14 protein-coding genes are annotated in these 13,084 nt (G+C 53.7%); 9 read left to right on the forward strand and 5 right to left on the reverse strand.

Annotated elements, in window-relative coordinates; translation table 11 throughout:
- Together JE47_RS22075 and JE47_RS0103265 are read right to left on the reverse strand one after the other, a co-directional pair.
- Positions 1–192: hypothetical protein (locus JE47_RS22075; protein WP_236631119.1), on the reverse strand; the 192-nt coding region annotated here is incomplete at its 3' end.
- Between the two features lie 117 nt (positions 193–309).
- Positions 310–993, reverse strand: coding sequence for an HAD family hydrolase (locus JE47_RS0103265; RefSeq protein WP_031458377.1), 684 nt, complete (start codon positions 991–993; stop codon positions 310–312).
- 643 nt (positions 994–1,636) lie between these two features.
- Here JE47_RS0103265 and JE47_RS0103275 point away from each other — a divergent pair.
- The 6 genes from JE47_RS0103275 to JE47_RS0103300 are packed head-to-tail and all read left to right on the forward strand — an operon-like array spanning position 1,637 to position 6,443.
- A complete protein-coding gene (locus JE47_RS0103275; RefSeq protein WP_031458379.1) occupies positions 1,637–2,623 on the forward strand; it encodes a GNAT family N-acetyltransferase in 987 nt (328 codons plus the stop codon).
- A complete protein-coding gene (locus tag JE47_RS0103280) occupies positions 2,620–3,591 on the forward strand; it encodes a GNAT family N-acetyltransferase (RefSeq protein ID WP_031458380.1) in 972 nt (323 codons plus the stop codon). Before JE47_RS0103275 ends, JE47_RS0103280 begins: the two co-directional genes overlap by 4 nt.
- Complete coding sequence (locus JE47_RS0103285) at positions 3,588–4,688, forward strand: C45 family autoproteolytic acyltransferase/hydolase (protein WP_031458381.1); 1,101 nt, start codon at positions 3,588–3,590, stop codon at positions 4,686–4,688. The genes JE47_RS0103280 and JE47_RS0103285 overlap by 4 nt, the downstream gene beginning before the upstream one ends.
- Positions 4,685–5,110: an arsenate-mycothiol transferase ArsC gene (locus tag JE47_RS0103290; RefSeq protein ID WP_035418924.1), complete on the forward strand. Its 426-nt coding sequence runs from the start codon at positions 4,685–4,687 to the stop codon at positions 5,108–5,110. The genes JE47_RS0103285 and JE47_RS0103290 overlap by 4 nt, the downstream gene beginning before the upstream one ends.
- Positions 5,111–5,113: 3 nt before the next feature.
- Positions 5,114–5,599, forward strand: coding sequence for a metallophosphoesterase family protein (locus JE47_RS0103295; protein ID WP_031458383.1), 486 nt, complete (start codon positions 5,114–5,116; stop codon positions 5,597–5,599).
- Positions 5,600–5,630: 31 nt separating this feature from the next.
- Complete coding sequence (locus JE47_RS0103300; RefSeq protein WP_236631120.1) at positions 5,631–6,443, forward strand: DUF2085 domain-containing protein; 813 nt, start codon at positions 5,631–5,633, stop codon at positions 6,441–6,443.
- Positions 6,444–7,118: 675 nt separating this feature from the next.
- Here JE47_RS0103300 and JE47_RS0103305 read toward each other — a convergent pair.
- From JE47_RS0103305 to JE47_RS0103315, 3 genes are all read right to left on the reverse strand, one after another.
- Positions 7,119–7,511, reverse strand: coding sequence for a hypothetical protein (locus JE47_RS0103305; RefSeq protein ID WP_035418926.1), 393 nt, complete (start codon positions 7,509–7,511; stop codon positions 7,119–7,121).
- 16 nt (positions 7,512–7,527) lie between these two features.
- Positions 7,528–8,160, reverse strand: coding sequence for a helix-turn-helix domain-containing protein (locus tag JE47_RS0103310; protein WP_031458386.1), 633 nt, complete (start codon positions 8,158–8,160; stop codon positions 7,528–7,530).
- A 224-nt stretch (positions 8,161–8,384) separates the two neighbouring features.
- Entirely contained in the window at positions 8,385–9,032 is a 648-nt protein-coding gene (locus JE47_RS0103315) for an AP2/ERF family transcription factor (RefSeq protein ID WP_031458387.1), read from the reverse strand.
- A 620-nt stretch (positions 9,033–9,652) separates the two neighbouring features.
- On the opposite strand from JE47_RS0103315, the gene JE47_RS0103320 reads away from it, so the two are divergent.
- The 3 genes from JE47_RS0103320 to JE47_RS0103335 all read left to right on the forward strand — a co-directional run bounded on the left by JE47_RS0103320 (position 9,653) and on the right by JE47_RS0103335 (position 13,082).
- Positions 9,653–10,450: an alpha/beta hydrolase gene (locus JE47_RS0103320; RefSeq protein WP_031458388.1), complete on the forward strand. Its 798-nt coding sequence runs from the start codon at positions 9,653–9,655 to the stop codon at positions 10,448–10,450.
- A 411-nt stretch (positions 10,451–10,861) separates the two neighbouring features.
- Positions 10,862–12,442, forward strand: coding sequence for a phage tail sheath family protein (locus JE47_RS0103330; protein ID WP_031458389.1), 1,581 nt, complete (start codon positions 10,862–10,864; stop codon positions 12,440–12,442).
- Positions 12,443–12,557: 115 nt separating this feature from the next.
- Entirely contained in the window at positions 12,558–13,082 is a 525-nt protein-coding gene (locus tag JE47_RS0103335; protein ID WP_031458390.1) for a phage tail protein, read from the forward strand.
- Positions 13,083–13,084: the final 2 nt, after the last annotated feature.

Below are 13,084 nucleotides of genomic sequence, written 5' to 3' on the forward strand. Positions count from 1 at the left end.
TAGAGGCGGGCCGGAGGCCCGCGCACCGAGACGAGCGGTCACATACCGCGCACCGAGGCGAGCGGTCGCGTCCCGCAGAGGCGGGCCGGAGGCCCGCGCACCTAGGAGACCGGTTACATACTGCGCACCGAGGCGAGCAGTCGCGTCCCATAGAGGCGGGCCGGAGGCCCGCGCACCCAGGAGACCGGTCACATACCGCGCACCGAGGCGAGCGGTCGCATCCCGTAGAGGCGGGCCAGAGGCCCGCGCACCGAGGCGAGCGGTCACATCCCGCAGAGGCGGGCCGGAGGCCCGCGCACTTTAACCAAATCAACCAAACATTGATCGTAATTGAGCCAGATTGATACAATCGAGACTGGGTAGGGTGAGATCGGCCGGCGGTAGTGGAACCTGGCTGGAAATTGCCCCTGGAATGGCGACGACCGGACAACCGGCAGCACGGGCCGCTCGGATGCCGTTAGGTGAGTCTTCGAGAACCAGGCATACAGATGGCGGCAGGTTCAGACGCCGTGCGGCGGTCAGAAAAAGATCAGGCGCTGGTTTGGTTGCTGCCACATCATCAGCCGTTACCACGACGGCAAACGCTGATCGTACATTGAGCCGTTGTAACCAGCCTTCGACCCATTGTCGGCTACTACTGCTGGCGACAGCGCATGGTAATCCGCTGGCATAGGCTTCGGTGAGCAATTCGGCAACACCGGGTAACAGTGATTGGCGCGTACTTAACACGTCTTTACGCTGTTGTCGCCGGGCCAGAATGGTGTCTCTGGCTGCTGCCACCTCTTCAGCCAGCCGTGGATCACGCTTACGGAGGAGCGCCACAAGATGAGCGTGCGCATCGAAACCCTTGTTGGCGCCGAGAGTGACTGCCCAGTCATCGACGCTGAGGGTTTCACCGTATTCGGCATAGATCTCTTGCCAGCTTTGCAGAGCCGGTGTTTCAGTATCGACCATGAGACCATCGAAATCAAAAATGAGGGCCTGGATTGGCATAGGACTTTCCTTCAAATGTTTGGTCAAAACCTGACAGATGATATATTAGAGTGTTTCTAAAAAATCCCTTTTCGACGTTATCCCCCTTCTTTCCCTTCCCACGTTGGGCGAGGGTGGGCCAGGGAAACATGAGGAATGCCAGCCGTGCTCCCCCAATGTTAGCACGCCGGCCAGAGGCCCGCGTTCCGGGTAAGAGCTATGTGTCAGCATGATCTCAGAGCCTGATCAAAAACCCAGATTTCTCATTGGGCACGTACCGTATCTGTGCGACCATTGCGTGAGGGGTTTCCAGCATTCTTTCTCTCCCGCTCCCACGTTCCCCCTTCCTCTCCCCGTGGGGGAGAGGAAGGGGCCAGGGGGAAGGTGAGGGCTGCCAGACGTGCTCCGCAGCACCGGCGCTGAAACCGTTGCAACCCGTTTCTATCGCGTCGAGGAGACGCATGCGTTGCCCGCCAACGTTCCCCTAACCATTATGGAGATGCGCCACGGTCGAGCCTCACCAAAAGCCCAGGTTTTTATCAAGCACTCAGGCGCGGGATTGATCATCATGTATTTGCGAGAATTGGGTCAATAGGCTGATGGAATAGTGAAACGAGAGAAATACAATCCGAACAGATGATAGCGTTGCGTGAGGAGTAACGGTATGACCATCAACACCAATCAAGATATACGATTACGACTATTTAGTGGTTCCATTGAGGATTACACGGCGCTTGTCGCTATTGCTCGTGCGGTATTTCCCGATGATCATGACACTGTAGAAGAGATACAGCATTGGGATGCGACCCGACCAGCCCATTGTGTGCAGAGGCGTTGGCTGGTAGAGGTAGGTGATACGATTATTGGGGCAGCCGAATATTTTCAACCGCAGTGGATGTACCATCCACGCAAGTTTTTTATCAGTATTGCGGTGCATCCAGCCTGGCAAGGACGGGGGATTGGCAAATATTGTTACGACATCCTCATGGCCGATCTGCAGCAACAGTATCAGGTAGAGCAGGTTCGTGCGAACTGTCGTGAAGACTACCCCCGCAGCCTTACCTTTCTCTGCCGACGTGGATTTCGGGAGGAGATGCGTACCTGGGAGTCACGACTTGATTTACGTTTGTTCGACCCGATGCTGTTTGCCGAAGCGATTCATCGGGTTGTCGATCAAGGCTTCACCATTTGCAACTTAAACGAGTTACTGGCCCGGTTTCCAGATGCACGCCAACGTTTGTATACGGCAATGATGGAGATGCGCGCTGACGTACCACAGCCAGAGCCATTTACGCCAAGTGATTTTACGAGTTGGGAACGGTCGGTGTTTGAGAGTCCAACTCTCTATCCGGAGGGATATTTTCTGGCCCTCGATGGTGAAGAGATCGCAGCGGTGAGTCAGCTCTGGAAAAGCGCCGATCCATCTGTATTGATGACCGGTTTGACTGCAACGCGCCGGATGTACCGAAAACGCGGTTTAGCGATGGCGCTCAAGGTTCATGCGCTGTCCTTTGCCAAAGCGTTGGGGTATCGTGAAGTGCGTACCCACAACGCGACTACGAATCAAGCAATGTTACGGATCAACGACGCACTGGGATTTGTGAAGCAACCAGCCTGGATTGAGTTTGTGAAGGATGTGAGTATCGTATGATCGTTGTGCGACCGTTTCAGTATGATGAGAGTGATTATCAGGTGATGGCAGAGGTCTACAGCGCGTTGGGGCCAGATGCTCCGCTGTCTGCGGTCGAGTGGCGAATACGTGATGAGCTGCATAATCCGCAGCTTCCACTCTACCGCTTCGTTGGCGAACTTGATGGGAAGGCAGTCGGATATGCCGAATATTACCAGCCAACCTGGTGTGCTGATCCGTGCCACCTGACAATCCAGCTTTGTGTTCACCCTGCGTATCATCGGCGTGGTCTGGGAAACGCGCTCTGGAATCAGCTTCAGCACGCATGGCAACCATTGCAGCCGTACCATATCTGGCTCAACGTGCGTGAAGACTGGCACACCGGATTAACGTTTGCCGGTCATCGTCAGTTTTATGAAAGCCGACGTGTCTGGTCATCACGGCTCGATCTGGCTTCATTCAACCCAGAGCCATTTCATGGCGCAATTGAACGAGTGACGGTTCAGGGGATCGACATTATCAGCCTTGCCCGGCTGGCGGAAACCGGTGAGCATTTCTGGCAGCAATTATACGAATTTGAACGGCAAACAACCAGAGATCTGCCGACAAGTTTTCCGATCACAATTCCGACATACGAACAGTGGCGCAAGTTCTATCAGCCTGAACATGGTATATTGTGGGAAGGTAGTTTTGCGGCGTTGCACGATGGAGACATTGTTGACATCAGTACGCTGGAAACGGTTGATAATGATTCGGATGCCGAAGTCGGCTTTACCGCCGTCCGACGTGATTACCGTGGCCGTGGGATCGCCCTGGCGCTGAAGTTGGCGACCATTGCCTACGGAAAGGCAACGGGAATAAGCGGGATTCGGACAGATAACGATAGTACGAATCTACCAATGTGGCATATTAACCAGCGGTTAGGTTTTCAACGTGGGCCGACGTGGATTGTCATGCACCGGCACGAACAGAATGAGGAGGTGACGTGAACGGCTTGCCGATGATTGAGCTGACGGGTGACGCTTTTGCACAGGGTTGGCGGCACGGACGCGCACTACGTGATGCGATTGCCGCCAATTTGCGTTTGTACACCGATCGGTTTGAACGCGAGCTACGCTTACCTGTACAGGAGGTCTGGCAACGAGCGTTGCGTTACGCCAGAGTCATTGCAGATCAGAATCCAGACTATGCTGCCGGTATGCGCGGCATTGCGGAAGGGGCAGGGGTTGATTTCGCGGCAATCGCGGCGCTGAATGTTCGTTATGAGTTATTCTATCAGTTCTTCCGTGAGTATGATGGAGGCATCAGGAAGCCGGATGGCTGTACTGCGTTTGCGCTGTTGCCTTCCGAAACGAGCGACGGTCATCTGCTCCTTGGCGAAAATTGGGACTGGATCTGTGGAGTGCGGGGAGCGATTCTGCGCACGGTCGAGCCAGATGGTCATCGCCGGTTAGTGTTCACCGAAGCCGGTATCTTCGGTGGCAAGATCGGTTTCAACTCTGCCGGCTTAGCATTATTGATCAATGGCCTGAGCAGTACCGACGATGACTGGTCTCGTTTGCGACGGCCATTTCACGTGCGCTGCTACGAGATTTTAAGCGCACGTACATTACAAGCTGCGCAGGCAGTGATCACGAGCGAAGAGCGGGCCGGTTCGGCTAATTTTCTGTTGGCGAAGACTCCTGATCAGGTAATCAATATCGAAGCCGCACCTGCGGCGCTGGCGATTAGCAGTTGCGCTGGTGGGTGTCTCGTTCATGCGAATCACTTTACCGATCCGGCAGCGTTGGGTATTGTTGAACGACAGATTGAGCGTTGTCCCCATTCCAACTGGCGTGAAGCGCGTCTACGTGAACTGTTAGCCGTTCGTCCGCAGTCGTTAGCGCAGGTGCAGTCAGCGTTGCGCGACCACGTCAACTATCCGTACTCGATCTGTTTTCACATAGATCCAACCGATCCGCCTGAAGAACATTATGAAACCGTGGCGTCGATCATTATCGATCTGACAGCAGGGATATTGTATGCGACGAACGGCCCGCCGTGTACGTATCCGTATTTGCAATATACGCTGGAGGCTGTGCAGTGAGTCACACTGTGCTCTTCGTCTGCACCGGGAACTATTATCGTAGTCGTTATGCAGAGTTACTGTTTAACGCACTACGGGTCAGCGACTGGCAGGCCACATCGAGAGGACTGGCCCTTTCACCGTACAATCAGGGGCCAATCTGGCCGCCGGTGCTGGAGCGCCTGCAACAGCGGGGACTGGCAATTCCAGGTGCGATACGTGCACCGCTGATATTGCAGGATGTCGATCTTGAATGGGCAACCTATGTGATTGCTCTCAATGAACCCGAACACCGACCATTGATGCAACAGCTATTTCCTGCGTGGGTCGATCAGATTACATACTGGCAGATACCTGACGTCAACGTTTTGGCAGCGGATCAGGCGTTTGATCTGATAGAGCGTGAGATAACGGCTTTGGTACGAGCGTTGTGGGAGAGGTAAGCGGTGGAGATAGGGGTCGTTTCGGATACGCATGGTCGTTTGGCGACGGCGGCACTGCACGCATTGGCCGGAGTAGCGCTGATCGTACATGCGGGAGACATTGGGAGCGAAGTTATTCTGAGTCAGTTGGAAACGATTGCACCGGTGCTTGCGATTCACGGCAATACTGACCGGGGAACAGCGCTAGCACGGAACTATCCGGCACATCGTTGGCTTGAACGCGAAGGTGTATTGATCTTTGTGACCCATATTGGTGGTCAGCCCCGCTTACTTGTGCAATCGTTACCAAAGACAGATGACGGGCGTCATCCTCAGGTGTACATATTTGGTCATAGCCATCAGCCCTTGTGCGAAGTGCACAATTCGGTACTCTTCCTTAATCCAGGAACTGCCGGTGCGCCGCGTGGTGCAGGTCTTTCAGTGGCCCGGCTGACGGTGCAACACGGTCAGGCCAGCGCTGTGATCATCCGGTTGGACGAGCACAAGTGACGACACTCAGTTGAAGATGGGATCGGTCGCTATGGATTGGATACGAAAGTACCAATGGCTGGCGGGTATTGCCATCAGTACTGTATTGGTGTTGATCTGGTTGCCAACACTGGCGAATCAGTTGGGGTTAGAGCAGAACCTCTTCTTTGCAGTGCATGGCATTTGTGCACAGAGTCATAACCTGATCATGGGTGACGTGCAGTTTCCGCTTTGTGCCCGTGATAGCGGTATCTATCTCGGCTTGATGACTACTCTGGTCGTGATCGCTGGACGTGGTCGATGGCGAGCGGGGCGTTTGCCACCGTTACCGATAGGTCTAACGCTGGTAGGTTTCGTTGTGATCATGGGGATCGATGGTCTCAATTCAACGGTTGCCGAGCTAGGGTTCCAGGCGCTCTACCCACCACGTAATGATTTGCGTCTGCTTACCGGATTAGGATTTGGGGTAGCAATGGCTGTCGGGTTGCTGTTGGTTGCCAATCATACGCTGCTAGCTCCTGATCTGATTGATACGGAACAAGCACCGATCGCAGGTTGGTATGATTTGGGGTTGGTACTGGGTGCGGTGGGGATGGTGGTACTAGCGATTGCTACCGATCAGGAAATCTTGGCGTGGCCACTGGTGTTGATAAGTGTCATTGGAGTGACCAGTGTCATGAGCTTTGCCATTGCGCTACCGATCAGTGCGATAGCCGGTCTGAATGGTCGAATCCGTCGTCCGCAGCAATTGTTACTACCGGGAAGTGCCGGATTTCTGGTGGCTCTGCTGCTGCTGGCGTTACTGGCGCGCTGGAAGATTGAGTTAGAGGTGCAGGGTCTCTTACCGCCGCCACTGGTGCCGTAAACGCATCGTTGATTCGTGGGTGAGGATCGGCGGCTTTGGAACGTTGAAAAGCCCTGGAATGTCTCTTCAGGAGCGAAGAAGGGGGTGCCGCTAGTATTAGCTCCCCGCTGTCTTATTAAGTACAACAAATGCCAACTTCACTGCCGTAACAGGCTGAGAACGTGATCAGAACTCGTGGTTTTGATCAGGCGCTCAGTAAGGGCGTCGGCTGAAGTGGCGAGCAACGAAGCACCTAAGCTGGGCTGTTGATGAGGCTCGGTATGGCATCTTCAGAATGGTGCGGGGAACAGTGGTGGGCAACGCAGGCATCTCCTCGACACGATAGAGACGGTTTGTACCGGTTGCAGCGCCGGTGCTGCGAAGCACGCCTGGCGGCCCTCACCTTCCCCCTGCCCCCCTTCCTCTCCTCCACGGGGAGAGGAAGGGGGAACGTGGGGGCGGGAGAGAAAGAACGATGGAAACCCCTCACGCAATGGCCGCACAGGCACGGTACGTGCCCAATAAGAAATCCGAGTTTTTGATCAGGCTCTGAGCACACTGCACATCCCGGTGATTATCAGGTTGATTGTCAACCGTTGGAAACGGAAGCGCCAGATACCCTCTCACCAGCACAGGCAGGCAACGATGTGATCTTCGCGCTCGTTGACGAAGCAAGGTTCCGACATGTATTCGATGTTACACGTTGCTGGCAGTTGCCAATTCGTTTAACACGGTGCGAATACGTGCAAGGGCGGCCTGTGCTTCAGGTGAAAGGTTGGATTGGTTGGCAAAGGCTGTCAGGACGTGATGAGCGGCAATTGCCAGGCTATCGAGGTGACCGAGTAAACATCCTGCCTGCCGGGCATCGACAGTGCGCTTTCCGGTCATCGCTGACCAGTATTCGTCGGACGCCAGATAGCGAGTTTCCCCCAACAGCTCGAATGCCAGGGTACAACGGTCGAGTGATCGAATGGCCAGCACGGGCTGATCGTTCAGCGTGATCTGACCAGGCCCTTGTCGGGTCAGGGTAATCTCGTCGTCAATACGACTGGCGCCATCTTCACTCAGTTGCAGGGTGCGGATTTGCATTGCTATGCTCCTTACTTCAAAAGCGACCATGACGTTCCCATACGCTGCGGGGTAATTCGAGCGGACATAAGACCAGGAGCGCCTGGGCTACCGAATGACCGGGATTGTGCCAGCGATGGGGTAAAACGGCTTCAAACAGCAAACTATCACCAGGACCGATAGAGAAGGTTTGGTCGGCAACCGCATATACAATCTGTCCGTGCAGACCAAAGACAAACTCCTGACCGGTGTGAATGATCGCTTCCGTACCACTACCGGCGCCAGGCTCAAGCGTAATTAGCAGCGGTTCGAGCGTGCGGTTGATGAGACCAGGCGCCAGATCGGATAGAGTACCGTGCGGAAACAGACTGGTGACGGCCTGACCTGCCGGAGTAAAGACGATTCGCTTTTTGGGGACATCTGGCGTAAAGAAGGTGCTGATCGGCACTTGTAACGCCATGGCCAGCCGTTGTAGCGTACTGACGCTGGGAGAAGTACGACCATTTTCAATCAGACTGAGCGTATTGACCGCCAAGCCACTAGCTTCGGCAAGGGCACGGATTGATAGCCGACGTCGTTCGCGGAGGGTGCGAATGCGATGTCCCACGTCTATCTGGCTGACTTCGCCTATAGCATGCGCATTCGTAGTGGCTTCGTTATCGGTCTGCACGGTCTGCTCCTCTGGCTATGCTTTCGGGTTCTGATCACTATTATGCGATAATCCTGACCCTTTTGACCTAATAAATTGGTTGCGTTCTGATAACCGGTTGCAACTGCATCGGGTTGAAAGGATATATCCTGACACGGTTGCACGCAGTGAGATCGGAAAAGAAAAAGCCCCTGTCCTATAATGGATACAGGGGACGGATGCAATCAACAAACGCAAGCCGGGAATTAATCGGCAGCCGGAGTACGTTGGCGCTGACGCTCGTACTTTTCGCGTGCACGACGGGCTAACGCCAGGGCACGTCGTTCACCGTGCTTAGCGATTGAGTAGGATGTACGGCGGATGCGATTGCCATCACGCCAGGTCGCCTCATACACCTCGCGGCCATCTTTGATCGTGCGCCGCACACCGACGATACCGGTACTGGTGCGAGCAACACCGATTACCTGTCGCTCGGTGCGTGGCTTACCGAGTTCGCGTTCGGTCGCGTTACGCCATTCGATAGCGGCAGCAAGAGCGGCCAGACGGTCACCGTATACCGAGTCCGAGAAGAACTTGCTCCGGCGCTGCTTATTCCAGGTAACGCGCACGAAATAGCCAAAGGTACGCTTGGCAGGATGATCGATGCGGGTAATTCCTTTGTGTTTCGTCGTTTTGGGGCGGAGACGCGCCGGCAACTTCTTGACGGTGCTGTCATCGGGTGTTGGGGCACTGGTTAGCAATTGGCGCGCCTGATCTGGGTTGAGATCGGGCAAGGGTTCGTAACGCAGTACAGCCAACGGATCGTCTTCGGGGGGTGTTGATGGTTGGGCAGTATCGATGGTTGTTTCAAGGGTTGATGAGTTAGCCGGTCGAACAGCATGTCGGCGAGGCATTGCTGATTGCTCCTTTTGAAAACCTCGAACAACTTGTACCATTTAGTAACTATATCGAAGGTTGAACCTTCCGATTTTTATCATACCATATTTTGCCCGCTAACTGCACAGAAATCCTGGGCAAAAAAGTACAAATTTGCCTGGATAGAGCATCTAATTACGTGCTGTGAAATTTGTGATTTTCGGCACAAATTAAAAGAATTTGTGAGCTTTATCACAAGAATGTTTCGTTTTCAATAGTTACCTGCTGAACAAATGGGTCGGGAAGGTTGTTGTATCAGTCTATTTGTGGATATAGATACTGATATGTTGTTGCGCGAATGGTGATCTGTGTGGTGAAAGTTTGGAGTATATGTTGTCGTTGCAATGTTGAGAGTACTGCAAAAATGAACTACAGAGGTCACAGAGAACACCGAGAGGAGATTTTGTGCAGGACTCTCTGTGCCCTCTGTGGTGAAACATGTAATCATGAGCCAGGCGCGAGTTGGCGCGCTTCCGCTCACCTCCGGCCGTGTTTGCCACGGAGCGCACAGCGTGCACGGAGAAATATGAGGGGAGAACGCGCTGTGACCGCAGCGGGGAAATATGTAATCCTAAGTCAGGAAAGGATAAGGTCACAAATGGGAGAAACGCTCTTACGGTTCCTGGGACTTATGGTGATCGGGTATGTTGGGGTGTGTAGTATGATCTATCTGGTACAAGAACGTCTCATCTTTTTTTCCGAACGTGATCCGCCCGGTACGCGCTATGAGTTTGGTCTGCCGGTCGAGGAGGTATGGATTCCAGTTGATGGCGCAGTACTGCATGCGTTATGGTTTCGGCAAGCGAGCGCGCAGGGGGTGATCCTGTACTTTCATGGGAACGGTGGTACGCTTCGAAGCTGGGGAGAGGTGGCACATGATTTAGTACCGTATGGGTACGATCTCGTGATAGTGGATTATCGTGGGTATGGTCAGAGTACCGGCACTATCACCAGCGAAGCGCAATTACACGCTGATGCGGCGGCTGCGTATCACTGGGTACTGTCTCGCTACCCTGAAGAGCAAATCGTGCTCTACGGACGGTCGTTAGGGAGTGGGTTGGCAACCCGTTTGGCCGCAACGTATCAGCCACGCTTACTGATCCTTGAGAGCCCGTTTTACAGTGTTGAGGCGATTGCACGGCGGCAGTTTCCGTGGGTGCCCCCGTTTTTATTGAAGTATCCGTTGCGTTCACACGAGTGGATTGATCAGGTACGTTGTCCAGTTGTGATTATTCACGGAACAAATGATTCAGTTGTACCCTATGCCGATGGCGAACGGTTGGCCGGCGAAGTGAGGGCACCACTGAAGTTTTACCCGATTATTGGTGGCGATCATAACAATTTGATGACATTTCGTTCATATCATGATGCAATTCAGGAAATACTAGAGCGATGACCGTAGTCTTTTTGGTTGGTTCGATGGCATATGGTTGCAAGGTTGCCATATTATTCGATGTTGTAAACACAAAAGTGAGTGATTTACAAGAAAAGGTTAACAAAACATGTATGGACTTTGCGAAATGATGCTCTTGACAGTATCGTTATAATATGGAAGCGATATAGATTACCGGGGAACACACAGCCTTATCTCAACTCCTTTTTAACTTTAACCCTATTCATTCCTCTTAGTTGTACTCCTTTCCCGGTCTCATTTCAACTTGAAAAGGTACGTCTGCACGTTGTCCGGCAGCAATACGCTTCGTTGAGTCTGCCTGCTCACATGATTGGGGCCTGACGCTGCCTGACAAGATGTAGTATGCCGAGATGATTCAGATAGGGTGAGATGGGTGAATAAAGGAGTAACGGTATGCCGGTTACGCTGTCTTATCCGGGTGTGTACATTGAAGAGGTGCCGAGTGGTGTACGTACCATTACCGGTGTAGCTACATCGATAACTGCCTTTGTTGGACGGGCGCGGCGTGGCCCGGTGAATGATCCGGTGCGGATTCAGAATTTTGGTGACTATGAACGGCTCTTCGGTGGTTTATGGGAAGCCAGCACGATGAGCTATGCGGTGCAGCACTTTTTCCTGAATGGAGGAACTGATGCACTGATCGTGCGACTGATCAACGGTGCGCAGCGCGCTCAATTTAGCCTTTCACCGGTAAGCGGAACCGATAATCTGCGGCTTGAGGCGAGTAGCGAGGGGGCGTGGGGTAATGATTTGCGCATCAGTATCGATCACGATACGCGCCCGCTGAGCAGCAGTGAAACTGATAAGGTTTTTAATTTGACGGCGGTAGAGATTGTGCCGGGGACGAGTCCATTACAGGCGGCACGCCGCGAGACGTTTCGCAATGTTTCGATTGATCCGACTGCACCAGCTTATATCGGGACCGTACTGGCCCAGGAATCGCTGCTGCTACGGGTACCTGATCCGTACCCAGGGACGTTTCCAACGGTTCGTCCGGCAGTGGTTGGTACGGCAGGCGATCTGAGTACCTTTGCCACTCCATCGGGCGCCGGTTCTGATGGTAGTGAGCTGACCGATACCCAGTATGAGGGCAGTTTTGATGATAAAACCGGTGTCTATGCGCTGCGTAAAGCTGATCTCTTCAATCTGCTCTGTATCCCACCGTTCTCACGTAATACCGATGTCAGCGAATCAGTGTGGACAAGGGCATTGCAATTTTGTCGTACCGAACGTGCATTTCTACTTGTTGATGCACCTTCGTCCTGGAAGAGTATTGCTGCGGCAGTGGGTGGCATTGGTACTTTCAGTGCGGCTGTGGCGCGTGATGATCATGCAGCGATTTATTTTCCGCGGGTGCGGATGCCTGATCCATTGCGCGAGAACCGGCTGGAAGAATTTGCGCCCTGTGGTGCGGTCGCCGGTGTCTTTGCTCGTACTGATGCGCAGCGTGGCGTGTGGAAAGCACCCGCAGGGCAGGATGCGACCCTCTTTGGTGTGCGGGCGCTGGCAGTCAATTTGACCGATGCCGAGCAGGGACAGCTCAACCCATTGGGAGTGAACTGTCTGCGCTCGTTTCCGGTTAGTGGCAATGTGATCTGGGGAGCGCGCACATATCGGGGTGCTGACCAGCTTGCTTCGGAATGGAAGTATATACCGGTGCGTCGCCTGGCCTTGTTCATCGAAGAGACGTTATACCGTAGCCTGCAATGGGTAGTCTTTGAACCGAATGATGAGCCACTTTGGGCGCAGATTCGGTTGAACGTCGGCGCATTTATGCAGAATCTCTTTCGGCAAGGCGCGTTTCAGGGGCGTTCTCCACGTGAGGCGTACCTAGTGAAATGTGACCGCGAGACAACGACGCAAACGGATATCAACATGGGCGTTGTGAATATTGTGGTCGGTTTTGCGCCGCTTAAACCGGCTGAATTTGTGATTATCAAGATTCAGCAACTGGCCGGTCAGATTGCGACGTAATGCTGGTGGTGGTCGCGCTGCCTGTTGAGGGGTAGGCAAGGACGGTCAACACGGACTGGTTTGTGCGCCGGGTGAAGAAGACTGCTGCTCAATACAGTTTATAAGGGGATGATCTATGGCTCAGTTCAGCGTAAATGCCCAGCGGTTTGATCCCTACAAGAATTTCAAGTTCCGTATCAAGTGGGATGGCCGGTATGTGGCCGGGGTGAGCAAGGTATCGGCGTTGAAGCGCACAACCGAGGTTGTCGAGCATCGAGAAGGAGGCGATGCAAGCAGTGTGCGTAAATCGCCGGGACGTACCAAGTATGAACCGATTACGCTTGAGCGCGGCGTGACGCACGATACTGAGTTTGAGAAGTGGGCGAATAAGGTCTGGAATTATGGATCGGGGTTAGGGGCCGAAGTTTCGCTGAAAGATTTTCGTAAAGACATCATTATCGAGGTCTACAACGAGGCTGGCCAGCTCGCCATCGCCTATAAGGTTTACCGCTGTTGGGTGTCGGAGTATCAGGCGCTTCCTGAACTTGATGCGAATGCCAATGCAGTTGCTATTCAGAGCATCAAATTAGAAAACGAGGGCTGGGAACGCGACTACGACATCGGCGAGCCGGATGAGCCGAGCTTTACTGAGCCACAATAGCA

The organism is Chloroflexus sp. MS-G, assembly GCF_000735195.1.
GTDB lineage: Bacteria > Chloroflexota > Chloroflexia > Chloroflexales > Chloroflexaceae > Chloroflexus.

What these genes read in the sequence shown, in the direction of transcription:
- JE47_RS0103335 (WP_031458390.1), top strand. Translation starts at nt 12,558, where the DNA reads ATGGCTCAGTTCAGCGTAAATGCCCAGCGGTTTGATCCCTACAAGAAT.
- JE47_RS0103300 (WP_236631120.1), top strand. Translation starts at nt 5,631, where the DNA reads ATGGATTGGATACGAAAGTACCAATGGCTGGCGGGTATTGCCATCAGT.
- JE47_RS0103330 (WP_031458389.1), top strand. Translation starts at nt 10,862, where the DNA reads ATGCCGGTTACGCTGTCTTATCCGGGTGTGTACATTGAAGAGGTGCCG.
- JE47_RS0103280 (WP_031458380.1), top strand. Translation starts at nt 2,620, where the DNA reads ATGATCGTTGTGCGACCGTTTCAGTATGATGAGAGTGATTATCAGGTG.
- JE47_RS0103265 (WP_031458377.1), bottom strand. Translation starts at nt 993, where the DNA reads ATGCCAATCCAGGCCCTCATTTTTGATTTCGATGGTCTCATGGTCGAT.
- JE47_RS0103315 (WP_031458387.1), bottom strand. Translation starts at nt 9,032, where the DNA reads ATGCCTCGCCGACATGCTGTTCGACCGGCTAACTCATCAACCCTTGAA.
- JE47_RS0103305 (WP_035418926.1), bottom strand. Translation starts at nt 7,511, where the DNA reads ATGCAAATCCGCACCCTGCAACTGAGTGAAGATGGCGCCAGTCGTATT.
- JE47_RS0103275 (WP_031458379.1), top strand. Translation starts at nt 1,637, where the DNA reads ATGACCATCAACACCAATCAAGATATACGATTACGACTATTTAGTGGT.
- JE47_RS0103320 (WP_031458388.1), top strand. Translation starts at nt 9,653, where the DNA reads ATGGGAGAAACGCTCTTACGGTTCCTGGGACTTATGGTGATCGGGTAT.